This window comes from Roseovarius sp. EC-HK134 (assembly GCF_902498815.1).
GTDB classification, from domain to species: domain Bacteria; phylum Pseudomonadota; class Alphaproteobacteria; order Rhodobacterales; family Rhodobacteraceae; genus Roseovarius; species Roseovarius mucosus_A.
The window spans coordinates 412,093-433,177 of sequence record NZ_LR701544.1 but is presented as its reverse complement, the minus strand read 5'-3'; the positions used below and the strand labels follow the sequence as shown (position 1 = coordinate 433,177).

Here is a 21,085-nt window from a genome sequence, read left to right as displayed (position 1 = left end):
CTACGAAAAAGGCCGCCACCCAAACCGGGCAGCGGCCTTTTTTTCAATGTGGCGCGGCTCAGTTCGCGGCGCTTTGCAGGTAGCCGATCAAATTTGCGCGATCCGCCTCATCCTTGAGGCCCGGAAAGCCCATGCGATTGCCGGGCGCGAACGCACGCGGGTTTTCGATCCAATCACTCAACTTTTCAGGCGTCCATGTGCCTTCAAGGCCCTTGAGCGCGTCGGAATAGGCAAAGCCCTCGACGTTGGCGATGTCACGGCCCACGATCTCAAAGAGGTGCGGACCAGCCCCGTTTTTACCATCTTCCAGCTTGTGGCAGGCACCACAGCGACGATAGAGCTTTTCACCCTCAGCAATATCCGCCGCAGCCACGAGTGCCGCAAAATCGGATGCGCCAGCGTCCGCTGCAGGTTCAGCTGCCGCTTCTTCTGCCGCAGGTTCAGCCGCTGCTTCTTCCGCTGCAGGCTCTGCTGCTTCTTCCGCTGCAGGCTCCGCTGCCGCTTCCTCAGCCGCAGGTTCAGCCGCTGCTTCTTCCGCTGCAGGCTCTGCCGCTTCTTCCGCTGCAGGCTCTGCTGCCGCTTCTTCCGCTGCAGGCTCTGCTGCCGCTTCTTCTGCCGCAGGCTCCGCTGCCGCGTCTTCTGCTGCAGGCTCTGCTGCCGCGTCTTCTGCTGCAGGTTCTGCTGCGGATTCTTCCACCGGCATTTCAAAAGTCGTGCCATCGGTCTGGTCGAGATAGGCTATCAGATCGGCACGATCCTCAGCCTTGCGCATCCCGGCATAGCCCATCGAGGTTCCGGGCGCGTAACCCTTGGGGTTCTCCAGAAACGCATCCAGCTCAACCGGGGTCCAGACCTGCGCGACGGCAGTCAGAGCGCCGGAATACGAACCGTAATCGGCGACGCCGCCAACCTCACGTCCCACAACACCATAAAGATGCGGGCCCACCTTGTTCTCGCCATCAACCACCGCGTGACAGGCGGCACAGTTGCGGAACAGGCCTTCGCCATTGGCAGGATCAGCAGACGCCATCAACTCGGCGATGCTCGGGCCCTCGTCCACAACTTCTTCCGCTTCATCTGCGCCGGTGTCGATCACATAGCCCTGCGCATGATCCTCGCCATGGCCCCCGCCCACCGAATAGATAGACTCAGCGGCCCAATTGCCCAAAAGGAACACCAAGAGCGCGCCGCACAGCGCACCCGCGGTCTTTGTCATCGTCATTGTGTCAAACATAGGCCCGTTTCCATTTGATCCGCCGTTGGCCGCGTATCTATCCGCTTCCCCTACCGGCGCGCAAGGTGTAGTTTCCGCGACCAAACGCCCGACCGGCCCAAAAATACGGAAAATCACCTATGACCGACCGCATCGCCTTTCAGGGAGAGCTTGGCGCCTACTCGCATCAAGCCTGTCGCGAGACCTATCCCGAGATGGAGGCGCTTCCTTGTCGTACCTTCGAGGATGCAATTTCTGCCGTGCGCGAGGGACAAGCGGAGCTTGCCATGCTGCCGGTCGAGAACTCCACCTTTGGCCGGGTCGCCGACATCCATCACCTCTTGCCCGAATCGGGTCTGCACATTGTCGGCGAGGCGTTCGTGCGGGTGCATATCAACCTCTTGGCCCTGCCCGGCATACGCCTCGACGAAATCGAAAGCGCGATGAGCCACACCATGCTTTTGGGCCAATGCCGCGCCTTTCTTGAACGCCACGGCATCCACCGCGTGACCGGCGCCGATACCGCTGGCTCCGCCCGCCACGTCGCCGAGGCAGGACAGCCGGAAATGGCGGCCCTTGCCAGCGAACTTGCGGGCGAGATCTATGGTCTCGACGTGATTGCCCGGCATATCGAGGATCAGGGCAACAACACCACCCGCTTTCTCGTCATGGCGCGCGAACCGGATTTCTCGGCACGCGGCGAGAATGGCATGATGACGACCTTTGTCTTTCAGGTCCGCAACATCCCGGCAGCCCTGTACAAGGCGATGGGCGGCTTTGCCACAAACGGCGTCAATATGACCAAGCTCGAAAGCTATATGGTCGGCGGTTCCTTCACCGCGACGCAGTTCTATGCCGATATCGAGGGGCATCCCGATGATCCGGCGGTCGCCCGCGCGCTTGACGAGCTCGATTACTTCACCTCGAACGTCACAATCCTGGGCGTTTACCCTGCTGATCCGCGCCGACACGATACCGACTGAATACCGACGCTGTTTTTAGAGGGATCGCGTATACCGGTCCTCAACCTCTGCCGCGTATTCCGCCAGACGCACCTTGAACCGTTTGGTCAGGTTATTGCGTGCCAGCCGCAGCGATTGCATCATCAACCGCGCCGCCAAGGTGCGCGGCTGCAACACCAGCGTGACCGTCATCCGCGTCCGCCCCCGCGACAGCGCCACCAGTTCCACAACCATCTGCCCCTCAATCGCGGGCGAGATCACACCCAGCTTGATTCCATTGGGCGGATCATATTCGGCAACGGTCACATCAACCTTGCGCTGCTTGCCACGCAGTTTGAACACGGCATGCCAACTCATGCCGACCCCCGGTACTTTTAGCTTGTCAGTGCGCCGCACATCCGCGCCACGCCGCAAAGCCGAGCGCTCAAACCCTTGAAAGTCCGTTATTTCCTCAAAAACCCGCTCAATGGGGGCTTCAATGTCTTCCTTGCCGGTGAACTGCATCCCCAGACCGCCCTTTTCGGTTTGTTATCGCTTTTGCCCACGCGCATTGTTGCCTCAATCCAGACAGTCGGCAAGCCAGTTCTCAAGCAGGAAATGCGCAATCGCTCCCTTGCGCGCAGGCATCAGGAACGGATGCTCGCCTGCAAAAGCCGCGAGGATCTCTTCACGGCTCATCCACAGCGCATCTTCAATCTCATGCGGATCAATCGTGATATCCTCGCTCAGCGCTTCGCCACGACAGCCAAACATGAGCGATGCGGGAAATGGCCAAGGCTGGCTTGCCAGATAACTGACCCGTCCCACCTTGATCCCCGCCTCTTCCCAGACCTCGCGACGCACCGCCGCCTCGATGGTCTCGCCCGGTTCTATGAACCCCGCCAAAAGAGAATACATCCCCTCGGGCCACCCCGGAGATCGCCCCATCAGAACCGAATTTCCACGCGTTATCAACATGATCACCACAGGGTCGGTGCGCGGAAAATGCTGACCGCCACAGTGATCGCAAGCCCTTTGCCACCCCGCGCGGATCATCCGGCTTTCTTTGCCGCAGCGCGCGCAGAACCTGTGCGTGAGGTGCCAGCCAAACACCGCCTTGGCCGTCGCTGCCAGCTCTGCATCGCGTGGGCTGAGCCGGGTCATTACCCGACGCAACTCGGCAAAGGCGCTTTCTTGCGGCAGGTCCGGATGCACCTGCTCGGAGGCATCGAGAAAGCTATCAAGCTGATCCGGTTCCAGCCCCGGTGGCACCCAAGCGGAAATGTCATGCGCCAAGATCAGGTCGCCACTCTCATCTCGCCCCAATAGGATCGGCGGCACCTTGTACCGTGTCAAAACAGGATGATCGGGCGCCAAAATGACCAACTCATCCAGCGTCTCTGCGCGCAAGAGCGGTTTACCCCGCCAGAGTACGATCGACCGCGCACGCCCCTCTGTCATCGCCGCCTGAAGCAAGGCTTCGTCAGAGCGTAGCTCATCCGCCCGGTTCAGCCCTGATCCCCCGAATGTAACCTGTTCCGACGTTCGCATCACGCGTCTCCTTTGCCTGCCCCTCTACACAACGCCCATGACCGCAAGACAAGCCCCAAGGGGCACAAAGCATGGGCACATGACAGTTTGCAACTTATAGTGTATTGCCCAGGACACGCAGACGTGCAAACCTGCCTAAGCCTCTGGCAACTATTATGATTGCAGCCAGCAAAGGCGGTTTGAATTCCACGGCACCTCCGGGCGTGAACCCGGCCTCAGAGCGTTGACGATTTGACCGAATCCACCATTACTCAGACGCCCCCTTTGTCCGCCTGTGGTGCCACCCTGCGCCTGCGGATATTGCAAACTACCGATGTCCACGGAAACCTTCTGCCTTTTGATTATTACACCAACCAGCCCGACCGCCCGTGGGGTCTGGCCCGGCTTGCAACACAGATAAAGCGCGCACGATCCGAAGTCGGAGCCGAAAATTGCCTGGTTCTGGACAATGGCGATTTTCTGCAAGGCACGCCGCTCACCGATCTTACTGCACAACCCGATAACGGTTGGACCGGACCACATCCAATCCTCGCGGCGATGAATGATATCGGCTATGATGCGGGTACAATTGGCAATCACGAGTTCAATTTTGGCCTTGAGTGGCTGATGGACACACTGGCTCAGGCACGCTTTCCCTTGACCTGCTGTAATGTGCTGACGCGCCGTGGCGGGACGCCGGTCGACGATACAACTCTTTTGCCACCCTATCTGCTGCTCAACAAACAGATGCAGGACCGCGATGGTGGATCGCATAGTTTGCGGATTGGCCTGTTAGGCCTTGTGCCGCCACAAATCCTGACATGGGATCACGCGCGTCTATCGGGCCGGATTGACGTGCGCGATATGGTCGAGAGCGCGCGGGCTTGGGTGCCCACCCTGCGCGCTTTGGGGGCGGATCTGGTCCTGCTATTGGCCCATACCGGCATCGACCCTGGCCCCGACCGCCCCTTTATGGAAAACGCCGCCCGCGCGCTTGCCCGCCTGCCCGGCATCGACGCGCTTCTTGCAGGCCACAGCCACAAAAGCTTTCCCAGCACCGATCACAATGGCATAGCCGGAGCGAACGCAAGCAACGGCACCCTCCACGATACACCCTGCCTGATGGCGGGATTTCGCGGCAACCACCTCGGTCAGCTTGACCTGACCCTGACCCACGATGGCAACGCATGGCAGGTGACTGGGCATGACTCCCGTCTTTTGGCTGTGTCCAGCGCGCAACCCTGCCCAGCAATCTGCATCGCTGCCGACGCCGCGCACCGCCACACCCTCGCCCTAACAGCGCGTGAGATCGGCCAGACCGCGGCTCCACTCCACAGTTATCTCACCCTCTTGCGCGACGATCCGATCCTGCATCTCGTCAATGACGCACAGCGCCGCGCCTTGACTTTGGCCTTGGCCAATAGCCCGCACGCCGGGCTGCCGCTGCTCTCTGCCTCCGCCCCCTTCAAGAGTGGTGGGCGCGGGGGCCCTGCGCATTTCACAGATATTCCCAAAGGCCCGCTTCTTCTGCGGCACATCGCCGATCTCTATAGCTTTCCCAACACGCTCTGCGGTCTATTGGTTACGGGGGCAGACCTGCGCGACTGGCTGGAGCGCGCCGCCATCTGCTTTAACCAAATCAACCCCGGCCTGCCCGATCAACCACTGCTTGATCCAAGCGTGCCGGGGTATGATTTCGATGTGATCGACGGGCTTAGTTATACCATCGACCTAAGTCAGCCAGCGCGTTACGATCTTTCTGGTGCGCTTATTCATCCCAAGGCGGCGCGCATTCAAGATTTATGCTTTGCGCGCAAGCCTGTCCGCCCAGACACGCCTTTCATCATTGCCACCAATAGCTATCGCGCGCATGGCGGCGGACCGTTTGCGCCTCTGGCGGAACGAGGGTTGATCTACTCCGGCACCCGCACGGTGCGTGATCTGCTGGCCGATCATGTTGCGGCGGTGGGTCAGGTCGTACCGGCACCGCGCCCCACATGGCGCTTTGCGCCCCAGCCCGGAACCCGCGTCACGATAGAGACTGGCCCCGGCCTGCGCGCCCATCCCGCCGACATCGCCGCCTTGGACGCCGTCGACCTCGGCATTACGGACGCGGGGTTCTTACGTCTCGGCATGCCCTTGCCGTTTGCCCAGCCTACCCTTGCGCATCCCGCAGCAGCGGCCTATATCACCCCTTGAGAGGTTGGCGCGGGCAGGCACCTCGCCAACCCGGTCAGGTCCGGAAGGAAGCAGCCGTAACGAGCCCCGCTTGGGTCGTTGTCCAGCCTCTCACCCTACCCCCTTAGGTCACCAAAGAAAAACCCCGTTGAAAAACGGGGCTGTAGTTTCTCTTTCGTCACTATCTTTAGCAAAGAAATATGCTCAGAGTGGTGGACAAAGTGAGCAAGATGCCGCACGCAAATGCGACCTTTACCCCCAAGATGCGGGGCAAGCAATCTCACGCTCGCTCATTTGGTTCTTGGCCGCCGCGAGTCATGCCTTCTCAGACAGGCATTTAAAAGCGCGGCGTTCCACAGTCAGCAGCGTTATAGAGCCGCCAATATCAAGGCGGGCAGGCCCAGCATACCTGTGCAAATGATACCGATTGAAATTCCTAGGCCCTTGAACATTTGGTGTCTCCCACTTTGATGATTTCATTATTTGAAATTAGAGCAAAGCGCCGCAGTCCAATGCGGCAGGCTGCCGCAGCTTCCAAAAGCGCATCAAAAGCGACCTGACACATGGCTTTGAACGGGCGGGGAAAACTGAGCCTTCACATGCCAAAAGAGTATCATCACGCGGCCAAGAACGCGGCTCTGCGGGCTCAGTCTTTTGCAGGCTGAAACACTAGCCACCTTCGACCTAGGGGAATGATGTCGGTTGGAGAGAAAGGGAGAACGACAGATCTAGGTGTCGCCCATGTTACTCAGGATGCTCTCTGCATTGATGATGGACTGTGCAATCTCGGTGGTCGTTGTACGCTTTGCCATCGCTTGTTTGCGGATGAGATCATAGGCTTCGCGCTCGGTGATACCCCGGTGCCGCATCAGGATAAACTTGGCATCATTCACCTTCTGCACATTCTCAAGTTTTTCGCGCAGCTTCGACAGGTCTTTTTCATAGCGCACTTGTTCAGATTGAAATCGCCGAGCCATCAACATGCTGCTCAGCACGCCTGCTGCGCGCACGGGTTTCATCAATACCGAATGTGCGCCAATCTCTAGAATAACATCCAACGTGGATGGGTTTTCATAGCCGACAATGGCAATCGTCGTGATCGGGCGCTCGCGCCGGTCAAGAAATGCTTTCAATTCCTGAGGTGATTGGTCCGTGACGTCTACGAAAACCATATCGAACTTGTCCGGTAGGGTCCGGGGTAGCGGCCACATATGTTCGAAACTACAGCCGATCCTGTTTACCTGCTGCAAAAGCTCATCTGCGCTACGGTCACGCGGATGCACCAAGAGAACGTTTTGATCCCGTAAGTCCTGGATCAGGTCATGCATGACGCCCGCCGCTCGTCGTTACCTTATGCGTGCGAAAGCTCCAATCATGGATCGCCGGATAAACGAGATAGGGGTCTGGCTTGATCGCGCGACGCACCTTGAGGTCGATTTCAAACTCTCCCTCAGAGTTGACCACAGCTATCCGAGACTGCAGATAGGTGTGGTTATTGTCCGGATCGAGCTTGATCTGGCCTTGGGGCGCATCGAAGGCTTCGCCCAACAAGGCCTCTCGCAGGCAATCAGTATCCATTTCCCCGGTCTCCTCTAACGCTGCCGCGAACAGATGCACCTGACTATAAGCCGCTTCGCAGCAACTGGTGACATCAATAGTAGAACCGAATTTCTGTTCATAGGCTTTCAGAAAGCGACGGTTTGCCAAGGAACTGATCGACCGGAAATAGGGGGCGGCTGTGATGTGGCCAACGGCGGCCTCAGCGCCGATAGCGCTGATTTCCCCTTCGTTCGTGGTAAGACTGGCGATCGGACAAACCCGTCCATCGCCACCCACAGCGTGATAGGCACGGTAGAACTCGATGCAGGACTGACCCACGATTGTTGAAAAGATCGCATCTGGCTGCGCATCCCGGATTTCATCGAGCACAGCGCGGAACCCCTCGGCGCGCGTCTCAAGATCAAAATACCGCTCGCCAACGACTTCGCCACCACCTTGCCTTAGGACATTGCGCATCACACGATTGGATTCGTAGGGGTAGATGTAGTTGGAGCCGACAAAGAAAATCCGCTTGCCGTAAGCGCTCATCAGGTAGTTCGCTAGCGGCACACTGTTCTGGTTCGGGCACGCCCCGCCATAGATGACATTTGGCGAATATTCAAAACCCTCATAAAGCGTGGGATAAAAGAACAGGGCATTCCGGCGCTCGACGACCGGCAAAACCTCTTTGCGCGACGACGACATGTAGCAGCCGAAAATGACGCTTACCTTGTCGTCTACGATCAGGCGTTCGGCCAACTCTCCGTATTGGGTCACAATCGAGCCGGGGTCATAGCTGACCGCCTCAAGTGGGCGTCCGCGCACACCGCCGCGCGCGTTGATCTGATCCAAGGCGAGCAACGCGCCATTCAGCTGCGACTGTTCAATGATCGAAGTGACGCCCGTCGTTGAAAAGAGCAATCCGATCTTCCAGCTTTCCTTTTGTGTCACGTATTGATGCCTTCATTCAGGAGTATTGGAACTGGACCTGGCCATCTTTATGATCTGCGAACACCAAGGTCATAGCCTGACCAGAGGCGGGTGCATCCGGGGCGGGCCCGTCAAGCAGAAAACCTGCCAATGGAAATTCTAGGTTGCGCCGGATGGCCCGGCGTAGCCCTCGCGCGCCGAACCGCTTATCATATCCCTCTACCGAAAGAAAATCCCTCAGGGTTGTGCTGATACTCAACGACAGGTCATGTTTCCTGAGCCTACGGTTCAACCTGGCCATCTCGACATCAACCAGAGCTGGCATCTTGTCGCGTGATATCCAGTTGAATGTATCAACATGATCTATCCGGTTGACAAGTTCTGGTGGGAACCGATCCAAGAGGCTGTTCATCACGATATCGTGGGCACGTTCACGCCGCGACTTGCCAGAGTTCCTGATACGCTGCCAAAGATTACCGCTGTTCTCATCCAAGGCCATCAGTTCCCGAGCCCCGAGGTTCGAGGACATGAACACAAGCGCATTCCGGAACGAGTAGGTGCGTTCGCCAGAGGCCACAGTCAAAAGCCCGTTATCAAAGACATTCATGAGGGCGAGCACGACCTCATTGCTTGCCTTTTCAAGTTCGTCAAATAGGACAAGCCCCGGCAAGTTGCGTGTGCCCTCGATTTTTTCCTGATCGAGAATGGTCGTCCCTTCTTTAGACCCCACATAACCCGGCGGAGCACCGGTAAGGGCAGCGGCGTAATGCTCTTGCGAAAGCGTATTCATGTCGATCCTGCAAAACGCATCGGCATCCCCGTAGAGCGCACGTGCCAAGGTGCGAACGGTCTCGGTTTTACCAACGCCAGTTGGCCCACAGAACAGAATTGTCGCCAAGGGTTTGCGGGGGTCTCCGATATCGGCGCGGACCACTTTGAGAATTTCCAAAAGCTGTTCGAGACTTTCGTCCTGACCGATTATGGCCGCCCGCAACTCGGCTTCGACCTGGTCGAGGTCAAAAGTAAATCGAGTTTGCAAGCCTGCGTTTGGTGTCGTGCCCTTGGTAGACGATGCGCCAGTCATGCGGGCATTCTCGTCGGCCAGTGCTGACGCAAGTTTTTGCTGGCGGGCAGTGTCGTGCAAGCGGTCCGTCAAAAAAGGCATGGCATTTCCAGAAGCTTAGAGAGGAAATGGAACGGCGCATTGACGCGCCGTTCCCAATGAGGCAAGAGGCCGGTCAATTCGCCTCTTTTTCCTTGGCCCCCGTTGGCAAGCCGCCGACCGGACAGCATGCCACACCCACAGTTGTGCGGGTAAAGGATTCCACCTGCTCTCGAGTTTTCTCTGCGTCGTTGACCCAGTTTCGGTAGAATTCAAACGGGCATTCGGCCACGCCCTTGTCACCATCGCCCGAAGCATGGATGCCTGTGTAGCCACGATGCAAAAGCTTGAAGAGATGGTTTTGCGACTGGTCATTGGCGCGGGCATCACGGATCTCAGGAATAGAGAGCTGTGCATACTGGATGCCCATTTCCTCTTCGCCACATTCGCCCAAGGTGCGCCCATCGAAGCCGATGATCGCCGAATGGCCAAAGTAGCAATAGACCCCGTCAAACCCCGCCGCATTAGCGACAGCGACATAGGTGTTGTTGGCCCAAGCCATGGCCTTGGCCATGATCACCTGCTGGTCCTTGGCCGGATACATATAGCCTTGGCACCGCACGATGAGTTCCGCACCTTTCATGGCGCAGTCCCGCCAGATTTCGGGATAGTTGCCATCGTCACAGATGATGAGGCTGACCTTGAGTCCCTTGGGACCATCGCAGACATAGGTCTTGTCACCGGGATACCAGCCCTCGATCGGGTTCCAAGGCAGCACCTTGCGGTACTTCTGCACGATTTCACCCTTGTTATTCATCAAGATCAGCGTGTTGTACGGGGTTTTCTTGGGGTGATCTTCATGGCGCTCGCCAGTGATCGAGAACACACCCCAAGTGTTCGCCTTGCGGCAAGCCGCCGCAAAGATCTCGGTCTCCTCGCCGGGGATGGTGGCTGCAGTCTCCATCATCTCGTCGGGGTCATACATAATGCCTTGGGTGCTGTATTCCGGGAAAATCACGAGATCCATACCGGGAAGCCCCCGCTTCATGCCGACGATCATGTCCGCAATCTTGTGGGCATTTTCAAGAACCTCGGCCTTGGTGTGGAGCCGGGGCATCTTGTAATTCACGACCGCCACGCCAACCGTGGTATCGCTGCTGGAGATGTCACCATGTCTCATGTCTTTTCCTTTCCTTGATGCGCTTCATTGCTGATTGCCTGACCTTCAGAAGGTCAGGTGCTTCTCCACGACAGAGTCGGTGAGATCCTTGCTGAGCCCGCTTAGAACAACGCGGCCCTTGTCGAGCACCATGAACCGGTCAGATGCTCGGCGGGCAAAGGGGACGTTCTGTTCGACCAGAATGATCCCAAGTCCGCGTTCTCTATTCAGGCGGATAATGGCGTCCTCGATCTGTTTGACGATGTTGGGCTGGATGCCTTCGGTCGGCTCGTCGAGGATGAGGATTTTGGGATCCATCGCCAAGGCCCGCGCAATGGCCAGTTGCTGCTGTTGTCCGCCCGACAGATCGCCGCCCTTGCGCCCGATAAACTCGTCGAGAATTGGGAACATCTCAAAGAGGTAGTCGGGAATTTCCCGCTTGCCGTCAGGACGGGCAAAAGTGCCCATCACGATGTTTTCCCGAACCGTAAAGTTCGGAATGATCTCGCGACCTTGCGGGATATACGCGATGCCCAGCTTTGCCCTTTGCGATGTGCTTCGGCTCAAAAGGTCCTGTTCGCCAAAAATGAGCCCGCCATCGCAACGGTCTGTTAGCCCCATGATCGACTTGAGAAGTGTCGTCTTGCCAACGCCGTTCCGCCCGAGGATTGCCAAGAACTCGCCGGGCTCCAAGTCAAACGAGACGCCCTGTATCACCGGGCTCTTGCCGTAGAAGGAATAGAGGTCCTTTGCCTGCATGGTTTCCATGATCAATGCCCCAGATATGCGGTTTTGACGTCTTCGTTGGTCTCGATCTCTTGGATCGTACCCTGCGCCAGCATGGCCCCACGGTTCATGACCACGATCCTGTCAGCGACGGTGCGCACAAAGGACATGTCATGCTCGACGACGATCAGTGTGTGACTGTCCGAGAGCACACGAAAGATTTCGGCTGTGCGCTCGGTTTCCTGAATGGTCATCCCGGCGGTGGGTTCATCCATCAGGATCAACCGACTGTCCTGCGCAATCAGCATGGCAATTTCGAGCCATTGGGTCTCGCCGTGAGACAGGTTTCCCGCAAGATCGTTTGCCTTTGCCTCCAGCCCGACACGTTCGAGGATGGGGGCCGCTGCATGCCCGTCTGACAATGCAAAACGCGTGAGAGCGTGCCAGATTCCCGGTCGACGCGACCGCGCGACTGACAGATTTTCGGCGACGGTCAGTTCCTTGTAGACGGACGGCACCTGAAACTTGCGCCCGATCCCCAGACGCGCGCGCCGGAACTCCAGCATCTGTGAGATTTCCGTACCTTCAAAACGGATCGAGCCGCCTGTGGGTTGGGTCTTGCCGCAAATCAGGTCAAGCGTTGTCGATTTGCCAGCGCCGTTTGGACCAAGAAGGCAAAGGATCTCGCCTTGGGCCACATCAAAGCTCAGCCCATCAACGGCGCGCAATCCGCCAAAATCCACTTGAAGGTTCGTTACTTGTAGTTGGCTCATCGCTATCGCTCCTGTCCAGATTTGACCGGCTGCGCGCCGCGATTTGGGGTGGAAGAGGGCGTGCGATCTTTGCGCATGCCCTGGCACAGCCCTTGCCAAAGGTCGCTGATCACCCCGTGAAGCCCACGCGGCATAAACATGACGACCAGAACAAAGATCACGCCAAGCATCAGGTTCCAGCCTTCGACGAACACGTCGGAAAGGCGCCCTTCGAGCAGGTTGACGATAATCGCGCCAATCGCCGCTGCGATGACCGAGTCCCGCCCGCCCACTGCGCACCAGATAACGATGGCCAAGCTGAACGAGACGCTCATGTAAGTGGGCGAGGCGAATTCCAGCACCAGCGTGTAGAGCATGCCAGACCAACCAGCGAGCGCGGCCGAAATACAGAAGATCACCGTCTGGTAATTGGCCACGTTATAGCCAAAGAACCGCGTACGATCGGCATCCTCACGGATGGCGCGCAGGATCAAGCCGAACTTACTGTGCGTGAGATAGAGGCCAAACGTAACCGCCGCCATCAAGCAACCGGCAACAAGGTAGTAAAAGCCCACTCCGTAGGTATCGACCGTCCATCCCATCAGGCTGAGTGGGGCCAATCCCGTCAGGCCGTTTTGCCCGCCCGTGATCCCTTGCTGCTCGATCACGACCAGTTGAAACGCCACCAAAAAGGCCAAGGTGATGATCGCGACAAAGACGCCGGCAATTCGCGCGCGGAACATGAAGATCGCAATCAGCCCCCCCACGAATGCCGGCACAAGGAGCCCGGCCAACAGGGTAAAGCCGAGAGAGTGGAACGGAACCCAAAGCAACGGCAGTTCCGGAACATTGTTCCAGCCCATGAAATCCGGCAATGCCTCGCCGCTGGCCTTCAGCTTGAGATGCATGGCCATGGCATAAGATCCCATGCCAAAGGTTGCAGCCTGACCAAGGTTGAGCAACCCCGCGCTTCCCCAAGACAGGGCAAGGGCCAGTGAAACAATCGCCAATGCGAGATAACGGGCAAAGGTATTCAGCTCAAACCCGTCAAAGCCCATCAGCGCGGGAACACCAAGCACGATCACAAGGGCAAAGAGGACCAGTGCCGCGAGGTCATAGTATAATCTGGTTGTCATAGTGCGCTCCTCAACGGCGGGTATTGGATGGGAAGAGGCCACGCGGGCGGAACCGGATCAGGACGATAATCCCCGCAAGGACCGCGATGCGCCCCAACGTGTCATTGAACAGCATTGAGAACAGCGCCGTTGCCTCTCCGATAAGAACGGATGCGGTGGCCGCCCCCAAAAGACTGCCAAGGCCCCCGACGATGACGACAAGAAAGGCATCCACCACCAGGCCAGTGCCCATGGTAGGGATTGTGCTGAAAAGCGGGGTGATGAGTGCGCCGGCGATGCCCGCAAGCCCCGCACCATAGGCAAAGGTGAATGAGTATATATTCTTTGCCTCTATCCCGTAGCATTCAGAAATCTTGCGGTTCTGAATGACGGCGCGCAGCTTCATGCCAAACTCTGTCTTGGTCATGAGTGCCCAAGACGCGGCGAGAACGGAAAGCGAGAAAACGATCACAAACAAGCGGTAGTTTGACATGATCAGGCCGCCAATCTGAGTGTTTCCACTCAGGATCTCGGGGCCTTTGACAAAGCGCGACTCGGCGCCGACCGACAGACGCACCAGTTGCTGCAGGATAATGCCGATCCCCCAGGTCGCTAGGATCGTGTCCAAAGGGCGGTGGTAAAGGCGTTGCACGATCACCTTTTCGATGATCCAACCCACAGCGGCGACCGCAATAAAAACAAAGGGCAGCGCCACGATGATGCTAAAGCCAGCATAGCTCTGCAGGGCCCATGCCGCATAAGCACCCAGCATCACGAACTCGCCATGCGCAAGATTGATGACACCCATCGCACCATAGATGATCGCCAACCCCAGAGCGATCATGAGCAGGATCGAAGCCATGCTCAGCCCTGCGAATAACTGATTTAGTATCACGTCCATCGAGACACGCCTCTCGCTGGCCCGGCCCAAATAGAGGGGCCGGGCGATCCGTATTCTTGTTGTTGACGACGTTCGGCCTTGCGGCTCAGCCTTCTACGAGGCCCTGACCCGTGCAGCGCTGCCCCTCATAGGCGGCATAAGGCAGGGGTGCGACGCGGCTCTGGGACTGAACCACAACCTCGGCCTGACCGTTGGCTTGCCACTGACCGATCTTGGGCCAGAGATGGGTGTGCAGGTTCTCATCAATCAGCACCTCACCTTGGGGGGCGGTCAGTGCCAGACCAACCGCGGCGTCGCGGATCGCCTCTGGGGTGATGTTTGACGGATCGAGCTTCTCTAGAGCGGCCTTGAATTGGTACACTTGAAAGTAGGCCGCTTCGCTGACGAAATGCGTCACCTGATCCCCGCCATATCGGGATTTGTATGCCTCGACAAAGCGCTCGTTTTCCGGCGTCTGAGTGCCCATGAAATAGGGCGCGGACGAGAAGTGACCGGCAGCCGCCTCTCCGCCGATGGCCTTAACCTCGACCTCAGAGCGTGTAAGGCTGATGACCGGCATCTTGGCCGGGTCCAGTTCTGCGGCATGATATTGCCGGGCAAAGGCCACATCGGAATCACCGACCACGGTGGCAAAGATCACGTCTGGTTCCTCGGCGCGGATACGATTGATGACCGAGCTGAAATCGGAATGACCCAACGGCACATATTCTTCGTGCACCACCTCGCCGCCATGCTTTGCCAACAGGGTCTTGCAGTAATTGTTCTCTTCCTTGGGATAGACGTAATTGTTGCCGATCATGTAGAAACGCGGCCCGAAATTCTCGATCGCCCAGGGGATCAGATCATCCTGCTGCTGGTTCGGTACAGCGCCGCCATACATGACGTTGCGCGAGCACTCGCGCCCCTCGTAGAGCGTCGGATACCAGTAAAGGTTATTGCGTTGCTCAGTCACCGGCAGAACCGCCTGCCGACTGGCCGAAGTGTAGGAGCCGAACACGCTGACGCATTTGTCGCGGATCATCAGACGACGCGCCCGGTCGGCATAGGTTGCGGGATCAGAGGCGGGATCTTCGATGATCGGACGCAGTTGCATGCCATGCACACCACCGGCGGCATTGATTTCCTCAATCGCCATCAAGGCCGCATCATGCAGCGTGCTTTCGACAACAGCCACCGCTCCGGTGAGGGAAAAAAGCAGACCCACGGGAATGTCGCTGCCCTGCGCTGCGGCGCGGCTCAGCGTCGAAAGAAGTGCCGGGGCGGACAGCGCACTGCCCATCCCAACCGCACTGACCCCTCCTAGAAAATCACGACGTTTCATTCAGACTTCTCCTCTGTTGGAACCGAGCAGCCGTTTGATTCGGCAACGAAAAAAGGCCCTTCAACGCGGTGTGAACCGCAGTTGAAGAGCCTCTTTGCTCATATTGGCTTTTTAGACTCGCAATTGAGCCTGTAATAATCGTTAAGCAGAACGCTTATTTTTGCAAGATTATTTATTTGTTTAATATCATTCGCTTACACACAGAGTTTTCGCAAAGGTCACTTGAGTTTCTAAAAACTGCACCCGCCCGAAATCTTGATTTCAGAGGTGCAGATTGATCAGAAACACGGCAAGTTTCAGAATACTTGTCCGTTCCGATTTGAGGCGAAACATCGACAGTTAGGTCGTCACCGCAGGATAGGGTGGGATATCGCATCCGGCTCGTTTTGGGTAATCTTGCCAGAGATCCCCGGGCGTTCTGGAGGTCGCGCCCGGGGATGCGGGGGCACTCACAAACCCCTGCCGACCTAGGAAGGCTTGGTCACTCTGGGCCCGGTTGAGGCCCTTCCATAAAGACAGAATTTGAGTAGAATTTAAAGAGATTTCACGCAAATAATGAGACAGAGAGTCTCGATTACCTTGAAAAATCTCAGGGAAAAGTACTGTGAACACAAGAGCGAGCGGCTCTCATTAAGCTCAACAAGCAACTTATCCGCGTCAAATCGGTGGCGCGGCGCGTTCGGTCATCAATTGGCGGGCCGTGACCCGTTCGCGGTGGATCATGTAAAGGCCCGAACCGATGATGATGGCAATCCCCGTAAGGGTAAGCGCATTGGGGAAATCGCGAAACACCAGATAGCCCAGCAATGTCGCCACCGGCAGCTCTAGATATTGCAGAGGTGCCAGCGTGGCCGAAGGAGCAAGGGACAGCGCATACGTCATCATCATATGGCTCAGCGTGGCGAAAAAACCGACCCCCAGCAACCACAGCCATGCAATGCCCTCTGGCCAGACCGGATCGAGCATCTCAATCCCCGTGCCCTCGGCCAGTATCACCACCGGGAGGCAGAGCAGGCTGGCGATCAGGCCGGTGTGGAACTGCAACGTGACGGGATGCATCCGCCGTGACAGCCCGCGTGTCACCAGAATGTAGAACGCAAACCCAACCGCCGTGCCCAGCGGAAACAGCGCCACCGCGCCAAAGGCCGCGAAGCTGGGCTGGATCACCAAGAGGACGCCCACAAAGCCCACCATCGCGGCGCCCACGCGGCGCGGGCCAACATCTTCGCCCAAGTAGAACTTGCCCACCAAAAGCACGATGAACGGGGCAACGAACACAATCGCCAGCGCATCGGCCAGTGGCATCACGCGGATCGCAGCGATGAAACAGAAGGTGGAGACAAAGAGCAGCACCGCACGAAAGAGCAGTGCCAGCCAATGCGCGCGCGGCACCCGCAGGGACAGGCCCATGATCAAAACAAACGGCGTCATCAGCGCGCATTGTACGATAAATCGCGCGGCGGTGATCTGTCCTACTGGTACGCTGGTCGATGCCAGCTTGGCCGCCACATCGAGGAGGGGTGCTGTCACGCAAAACCCAAGCATCAGGGCGACACCCGCTAGAATGCGGTCGGTCGACGGGGAGGCGGAGGAGGTATTGGTCATGGCCATCGCATAGGGTGCTGCCCCGCGCGCGTCTATCCTTTTTGCGACGCATGGCCTAGCCTTGATGTACAGCCAGCCGGCGTGTCGCAGTGTGATTGATTGAACCTGTAACAATCTGGTGAAACTCTGCGCACATCTTTTAGGGGAGTCGCGCAGTTGCATATTCTGAGATCACTCGGCCCAGCCGTTGCCCGGGTTTCCGGCGCGGAGGCTGTGCGCGCAGGCGTTGGAGCGCTCATTGGCCTCGGACTGACCGGGCTTTTCCTTCTGTCGCCACAGATTGATCTCGATCTGGGCCTGTTTCTTGTGGCCCCCTTTGGTGCATCGGCTGTCCTTTTGTTCGCCGTGCCAAATAGCCCCCTTGCACAGCCGTGGTCTGCCATTGTCGGCAACACCGTTGGTGCCATTGTCGGGGTGGCCGTATGCCTTGTCGTGGGGGACATCGCCCTCAGAATCGCATTGGCTGTTGGTCTTGCGATCACGGCGACAATCTTATGCCGCGCGCTGCATCCTCCGGCAGGTGCCGTGGCGATGACTGCCGCCATGTCGCCAGAGGCAATTGAACATCTGGGTTTCTGGTTTGCCCTGGCCCCTATCGCAATCGGAACAACCGCGCTTGTCGTGCTCGCGACTGGATACGCGAGACTTACCGGGCGGCATTATCCGTTCCGGCAATTCGATGATCCAAGCAACCATCGCACAGAAGATCGCAATCCTACAGAGCGGCTTGGCCTTTCAGAAGGCGAGTTGACCAGCATCCTTGAACGCTTCAGTCAATCATTCAACCTCGGTGTCGAGGATCTGGCTCGGCTCATCGGTGCGGCGGAACTTCAGGCCGCTGCGCATTCCGCCGGCCCCTTGACGGCACAGGACATCATGTCGCGCAATCTTGTCACGGCCAATCCAGACACCACGCTTGGTGAGATCGCGGATATCTTCAGAAAGCATCGATTCACGTCGCTTCCCGTCGTGGGACCAGACACAAAATTCCTCGGCGTCATCTTTCAGATGCATCTTATCAGTCAAGCCAGAGAAGATGCGCTGCGCCTGCATCGTGGCTTTTTGCCATCCTTCAAGCGCCTTTTGGATCGTGATCGAGCAGGACCGATGACGGCAAGTGACATCATGAGCGTCGCAGTACCGCGCGTGACGACCAATACCCCGATCGGAGCACTCCTCCCCATTATGGCGGATGGTGATACTGATGCTGTTCCCGTCATAGAGTACGGAAAAATCGTTGGCATTGTCACAAGAACAGACCTTATCGCCGCACTTGCCCGACGCGCTGCGCGGTCCTGACACATCATGCCTGGGCCTGATGCTGATCTGACGAGTCGCAAGCATGAGGTAAGACAAGAGCAGCGTGGCCCCGGTTTTGCACAAGTCATTGATAATAAATAAATACTCCACATCGAATACGGTGGGGTGGCTTTAAAAATCCAAACTTCGCTTGATGATCGTGTTAAATGACGATCGCTGCCAAGCCTCTAACCCTCTCGTTGGAAGCTTTCGCGATGTAGGCACTAGCCGCAGTAGCGGGATCGCACGTCGCGGCGTTGCGGCACTTCGTAGTCAGGGCCAACTGCACGCCTGTCCTCGCGCGGACGGATTATTGGCCGCGGGAAATCCGGCCGGAAGGATTGGCAGATACGCTGCTCCGTTATCTGCGCTTCTGTACCACGGCCCCGCAGGTCAACGATATGCCCCGCTTTGGTGCCCAGCCCGCGCGTCTCGAACCGCAACACCCGGCGCAGTTCAAAGACCTCAGTGTCAGGCCCCTCACCAAAAAACAACGCCTCTCCCTGCCAGTGCTTGCCACTTGCAAATCGCAGCCGGTATACGCCCGGCGGCACCAAAACTCTAAAAAACGCGCCACCGCGGATATAGGCGGCCAAGGCCTCTTCTCCGGTCTCGGCGTCGATTAAAGTGACGACATGATCGCGCCCTGGCAAGGTTTTGACCTGAAGGGGGAAAACGGCTGGCAAGCCGGTCTTGTTCCACAACAGCCCAGCGGGCGGCGGTGCCACATCAGCCGCGCGGGCCCCCGACACCGCAAACCCGAGGCACAGCAGCAACGCCAAGACGATGGGCAAAGCGCTTCTCATAGCTTGCGCAGATAGGCCCAAGACACATGCCCCCGCAGCCCACGCGCCCGTTCCAGTGATACTTCACACCAGCGAGTGCCGCCCGTCTGTTGACAGCTATGCACCCGCAGCACCGTGCCATTCGGTAGGCCTACGATCACGTCATAGCCAATACCGGGCCCTGCCCGCATCTTGAGCATGTCGTCGCCCTCGACGCCATGCACCTCAAACCGGCCAAGCGAGGCGGCAGTCGCCGGGGCCGCTCCGAGGAGTGACCCAGACAGAAGGCTGACCAGAACGATGATAAGAGCCCTGCGCATCGCACTCTCCCGTTAATTGATGCGTTCAGTTCTACCCTCTGACACCCGGAAACGAAATAGCCAGTGCAACCGCGCCGGTTCTTCGACCTAGAGCATCTCTCCGCCGTCGATCACAAGCGCCAGACCGGTCACAAAGCTGGAGCGGTCGGAGGCCAGATAAACAATCCCATGCGCGATTTCTTCGACACTGGCCCATCGCCCCATCGGGATAGACCCGGCAACGTAGGATTCGAGCGCCTTGCGCCCGCCCATCTGCGTCTCGAACCCGGCATTGAACGGTGTATCAACAAAGCCGGGGCATAGCGCGTTGAAGCGAATGTTCTCGGCCGCATAATCCACTGCCATCTGTTTGACCATCGCCACTGCGGCGTGTTTTGTCGTGGCATAAGACACCATACCCCGGTCATACTGGCAGCCCGAATTCGAGGCCGTGACAATCACCGATCCGCCACCCTGCGCGCGCATCGGGGCAATGACCGCGCGCGACAGAACGAAATGCGCCCGCACATTGAGCGCCCAAGCAGCATCCATCTGCGCAGGTGTCACATCCTCGGCCCGCCCCGGTATCTGAATACCCGCGTGGCTGTGCAAGACGTCGATCCGTCCCCAATCCGCGACCACCTGCGCGACCATCGCAGCGCATGCCGCATCCTCTGTCACATCAAGCGCAAAGGCTGCCCCCCGTCCGCCCGCCGCTTCGATCTGCGCCAAGGTCTCTTGCGCCAGTCCGCCATCAAGATCGGTGACAATGACCACCGCCCCCTCGCGGGCCATCGCAACAGCCCCCGCCCGGCCAATCCCTGATCCCGCCGCCGTGACCAGTGCGATACGATCCTTGAGCATCCTTGCCTCCTGCATTCAGTCAGCGCCCTGCGCGCGGCGCACCGGGCCGCAACAGCACTTGCGCGATGATCAACAGCGTCAACGAGGCCACCATCACCATCGTGCCAATCGCATTGATTTCAGGCGTCACGCCCCGGCGGATCGACGAGAAGATATAGATCGGCAGGGTCGTTTCGGACCCTGCGACAAAGAAGGCCATGATGAAATCGTCAAAGCTGAAGGTGAAGGCCAACAGAAACCCCGCCAGAATAGCCGGGGCGATCTGCGGCAGCGTCACTTGCACAAAGGTCGCCACCGGACCGGCCCCCAGATCGCCAGAGGCCTCGATCTGCGCGCGATCAAAACTCTCAAGCCGCCCGCGCACCAGCAGGATCACCAAGGACATGGTGAACATGCCATGCAGCCCGATAAGCGACCCCATGCCCAAAGACAGCCTGCGGCCACTCATCGCCTCAAGCCACGGATTGATCAGATCGAACACCGTCACCAATGCGATCAGCGTGGCAATGCCGATCACGATGCCGGGGATCATCACCGCAACCTGAACCAGCGTGTCGAAAAACACCCGCAACCGCCCCCGCATACCGGTAAGCGCCAGCGCCGCCATGGTGCCCATGACCGTCGCCAACACCGCTGACAGAAACGCCACCTTAATCGAGGTCCAAAGCGCCTCCATCACAAAGGGATTGCTCAGCGCGCGGCCATACCATTCGGTTGAGAACCCCTGCATCGAACTCGCCGACCGCCCGGCAGAAAAAGAGAACAGCGCAATGATCCCGATGGGCAGGTAGAGAAATGCAAAGACGGCAATGGCATAGGCTCTCAT

20 protein-coding genes and 1 other RNA gene are annotated in these 21,085 nt (G+C 58.2%); 4 read left to right on the top strand and 17 right to left on the bottom strand.

What is annotated here, in order from left to right; all coding sequences use genetic code 11:
- Window positions 1–58: 58 nt before the first annotated feature.
- Window positions 59–1,234, bottom strand: coding sequence for a cytochrome c family protein (locus GC127_RS06015; protein ID WP_151977023.1), 1,176 nt, complete (start codon window positions 1,232–1,234; stop codon window positions 59–61).
- A gap of 119 nt (window positions 1,235–1,353) precedes the next feature.
- On the opposite strand from GC127_RS06015, the gene GC127_RS06010 reads away from it, so the two are divergent.
- Window positions 1,354–2,196 (top strand): prephenate dehydratase, encoded by an 843-nt coding sequence (locus GC127_RS06010; protein WP_151977021.1) that lies wholly within the window; start codon window positions 1,354–1,356, stop codon window positions 2,194–2,196.
- A 15-nt stretch (window positions 2,197–2,211) separates the two neighbouring features.
- Here the strand turns inward: GC127_RS06010 and GC127_RS06005 are convergent, their stop codons facing one another.
- Together GC127_RS06005 and nudC are read right to left on the bottom strand one after the other, a co-directional pair.
- Window positions 2,212–2,679 (bottom strand): SRPBCC family protein, encoded by a 468-nt coding sequence (locus GC127_RS06005; RefSeq protein WP_008281582.1) that lies wholly within the window; start codon window positions 2,677–2,679, stop codon window positions 2,212–2,214.
- A gap of 54 nt (window positions 2,680–2,733) precedes the next feature.
- Entirely contained in the window at window positions 2,734–3,705 is a 972-nt protein-coding gene (gene nudC / locus GC127_RS06000; protein ID WP_151977019.1) for an NAD(+) diphosphatase, read from the bottom strand.
- Window positions 3,706–3,936: 231 nt separating this feature from the next.
- Here nudC and GC127_RS05995 point away from each other — a divergent pair, with 231 nt between their 5' ends.
- The gene (locus GC127_RS05995; RefSeq protein WP_151977017.1) at window positions 3,937–5,883 is read left to right on the top strand and encodes a bifunctional 2',3'-cyclic-nucleotide 2'-phosphodiesterase/3'-nucleotidase; all 1,947 of its coding nucleotides are present in this window, start codon (window positions 3,937–3,939) and stop codon (window positions 5,881–5,883) included.
- Window positions 5,881–5,979: signal recognition particle sRNA small type (gene ffs, locus GC127_RS05990), an RNA gene on the top strand. Before GC127_RS05995 ends, ffs begins: the two co-directional genes overlap by 3 nt.
- Before the next feature lie 611 nt (window positions 5,980–6,590).
- Here ffs and GC127_RS05985 read toward each other — a convergent pair.
- From GC127_RS05985 to GC127_RS05940, 10 genes are all read right to left on the bottom strand, one after another.
- Window positions 6,591–7,190 carry an ANTAR domain-containing response regulator gene (locus GC127_RS05985; protein ID WP_037298000.1) on the bottom strand — a complete coding sequence of 200 codons (600 nt, stop codon included), beginning with the start codon at window positions 7,188–7,190 and terminating at the stop codon, window positions 6,591–6,593.
- Window positions 7,183–8,352, bottom strand: coding sequence for a transporter substrate-binding domain-containing protein (locus tag GC127_RS05980; RefSeq protein WP_151977015.1), 1,170 nt, complete (start codon window positions 8,350–8,352; stop codon window positions 7,183–7,185). Before GC127_RS05980 ends, GC127_RS05985 begins: the two co-directional genes overlap by 8 nt.
- A gap of 16 nt (window positions 8,353–8,368) precedes the next feature.
- Window positions 8,369–9,496: an AAA family ATPase gene (locus tag GC127_RS05975; protein ID WP_151977013.1), complete on the bottom strand. Its 1,128-nt coding sequence runs from the start codon at window positions 9,494–9,496 to the stop codon at window positions 8,369–8,371.
- Between the two features lie 73 nt (window positions 9,497–9,569).
- Window positions 9,570–10,613 (bottom strand): aliphatic amidase, encoded by a 1,044-nt coding sequence (locus GC127_RS05970; RefSeq protein WP_008281575.1) that lies wholly within the window; start codon window positions 10,611–10,613, stop codon window positions 9,570–9,572.
- A 45-nt stretch (window positions 10,614–10,658) separates the two neighbouring features.
- A complete protein-coding gene (gene urtE / locus GC127_RS05965; RefSeq protein ID WP_008281574.1) occupies window positions 10,659–11,360 on the bottom strand; it encodes an urea ABC transporter ATP-binding subunit UrtE in 702 nt (233 codons plus the stop codon).
- 2 nt (window positions 11,361–11,362) lie between these two features.
- Window positions 11,363–12,091: an ABC transporter ATP-binding protein gene (locus tag GC127_RS05960; protein WP_037297998.1), complete on the bottom strand. Its 729-nt coding sequence runs from the start codon at window positions 12,089–12,091 to the stop codon at window positions 11,363–11,365.
- Window positions 12,092–12,093: 2 nt separating this feature from the next.
- Complete coding sequence (gene urtC / locus GC127_RS05955; RefSeq protein ID WP_081506921.1) at window positions 12,094–13,206, bottom strand: urea ABC transporter permease subunit UrtC; 1,113 nt, start codon at window positions 13,204–13,206, stop codon at window positions 12,094–12,096.
- Between the two features lie 10 nt (window positions 13,207–13,216).
- A complete protein-coding gene (urtB, locus tag GC127_RS05950; RefSeq protein WP_008281571.1) occupies window positions 13,217–14,086 on the bottom strand; it encodes an urea ABC transporter permease subunit UrtB in 870 nt (289 codons plus the stop codon).
- Between the two features lie 85 nt (window positions 14,087–14,171).
- On the bottom strand, window positions 14,172–15,407 hold the full coding sequence (locus GC127_RS05945) for a transporter substrate-binding domain-containing protein (protein WP_037297995.1): 1,236 nt from the start codon (window positions 15,405–15,407) through the stop codon (window positions 14,172–14,174).
- 657 nt (window positions 15,408–16,064) lie between these two features.
- A complete protein-coding gene (locus GC127_RS05940; protein WP_037298130.1) occupies window positions 16,065–17,012 on the bottom strand; it encodes a DMT family transporter in 948 nt (315 codons plus the stop codon).
- A gap of 156 nt (window positions 17,013–17,168) precedes the next feature.
- Between GC127_RS05940 and GC127_RS05935 the strand changes: the two genes are divergently transcribed.
- The gene (locus GC127_RS05935) at window positions 17,169–18,311 is read left to right on the top strand and encodes an HPP family protein (RefSeq protein ID WP_151977011.1); all 1,143 of its coding nucleotides are present in this window, start codon (window positions 17,169–17,171) and stop codon (window positions 18,309–18,311) included.
- A 224-nt stretch (window positions 18,312–18,535) separates the two neighbouring features.
- Here GC127_RS05935 and GC127_RS05930 read toward each other — a convergent pair whose 3' ends face one another.
- The 4 genes from GC127_RS05930 to GC127_RS05915 form a co-directional block, all read right to left on the bottom strand.
- Window positions 18,536–19,105, bottom strand: a complete 570-nt coding sequence (locus GC127_RS05930) for a hypothetical protein (RefSeq protein ID WP_112303073.1) — start codon at window positions 19,103–19,105, stop codon at window positions 18,536–18,538.
- Between the two features lie 8 nt (window positions 19,106–19,113).
- Window positions 19,114–19,416, bottom strand: coding sequence for an SH3 domain-containing protein (locus GC127_RS05925; protein WP_008281565.1), 303 nt, complete (start codon window positions 19,414–19,416; stop codon window positions 19,114–19,116).
- A gap of 87 nt (window positions 19,417–19,503) precedes the next feature.
- Entirely contained in the window at window positions 19,504–20,274 is a 771-nt protein-coding gene (locus GC127_RS05920; RefSeq protein ID WP_008281564.1) for an SDR family NAD(P)-dependent oxidoreductase, read from the bottom strand.
- Window positions 20,275–20,278: 4 nt separating this feature from the next.
- Complete coding sequence (locus tag GC127_RS05915; protein ID WP_151977009.1) at window positions 20,279–21,085, bottom strand: ABC transporter permease; 807 nt, start codon at window positions 21,083–21,085, stop codon at window positions 20,279–20,281.

What these genes read in the sequence shown, in the direction of transcription:
- GC127_RS06015 (WP_151977023.1), bottom strand. Translation starts at nt 1,234, where the DNA reads ATGTTTGACACAATGACGATGACAAAGACCGCGGGTGCGCTGTGCGGC.
- GC127_RS06010 (WP_151977021.1), top strand. Translation starts at nt 1,354, where the DNA reads ATGACCGACCGCATCGCCTTTCAGGGAGAGCTTGGCGCCTACTCGCAT.
- GC127_RS06005 (WP_008281582.1), bottom strand. Translation starts at nt 2,679, where the DNA reads ATGCAGTTCACCGGCAAGGAAGACATTGAAGCCCCCATTGAGCGGGTT.
- nudC (WP_151977019.1), bottom strand. Translation starts at nt 3,705, where the DNA reads ATGCGAACGTCGGAACAGGTTACATTCGGGGGATCAGGGCTGAACCGG.
- GC127_RS05985 (WP_037298000.1), bottom strand. Translation starts at nt 7,190, where the DNA reads ATGCATGACCTGATCCAGGACTTACGGGATCAAAACGTTCTCTTGGTG.
- GC127_RS05975 (WP_151977013.1), bottom strand. Translation starts at nt 9,496, where the DNA reads ATGCCTTTTTTGACGGACCGCTTGCACGACACTGCCCGCCAGCAAAAA.
- GC127_RS05970 (WP_008281575.1), bottom strand. Translation starts at nt 10,613, where the DNA reads ATGAGACATGGTGACATCTCCAGCAGCGATACCACGGTTGGCGTGGCG.
- urtE (WP_008281574.1), bottom strand. Translation starts at nt 11,360, where the DNA reads ATGGAAACCATGCAGGCAAAGGACCTCTATTCCTTCTACGGCAAGAGC.
- GC127_RS05960 (WP_037297998.1), bottom strand. Translation starts at nt 12,091, where the DNA reads ATGAGCCAACTACAAGTAACGAACCTTCAAGTGGATTTTGGCGGATTG.
- urtC (WP_081506921.1), bottom strand. Translation starts at nt 13,206, where the DNA reads ATGACAACCAGATTATACTATGACCTCGCGGCACTGGTCCTCTTTGCC.
- urtB (WP_008281571.1), bottom strand. Translation starts at nt 14,086, where the DNA reads ATGGACGTGATACTAAATCAGTTATTCGCAGGGCTGAGCATGGCTTCG.
- GC127_RS05945 (WP_037297995.1), bottom strand. Translation starts at nt 15,407, where the DNA reads ATGAAACGTCGTGATTTTCTAGGAGGGGTCAGTGCGGTTGGGATGGGC.
- GC127_RS05940 (WP_037298130.1), bottom strand. Translation starts at nt 17,012, where the DNA reads ATGACCAATACCTCCTCCGCCTCCCCGTCGACCGACCGCATTCTAGCG.
- GC127_RS05925 (WP_008281565.1), bottom strand. Translation starts at nt 19,416, where the DNA reads ATGCGCAGGGCTCTTATCATCGTTCTGGTCAGCCTTCTGTCTGGGTCA.
- GC127_RS05920 (WP_008281564.1), bottom strand. Translation starts at nt 20,274, where the DNA reads ATGCAGGAGGCAAGGATGCTCAAGGATCGTATCGCACTGGTCACGGCG.
- GC127_RS05915 (WP_151977009.1), bottom strand. Translation starts at nt 21,085, where the DNA reads ATGAGAGCCTATGCCATTGCCGTCTTTGCATTTCTCTACCTGCCCATC.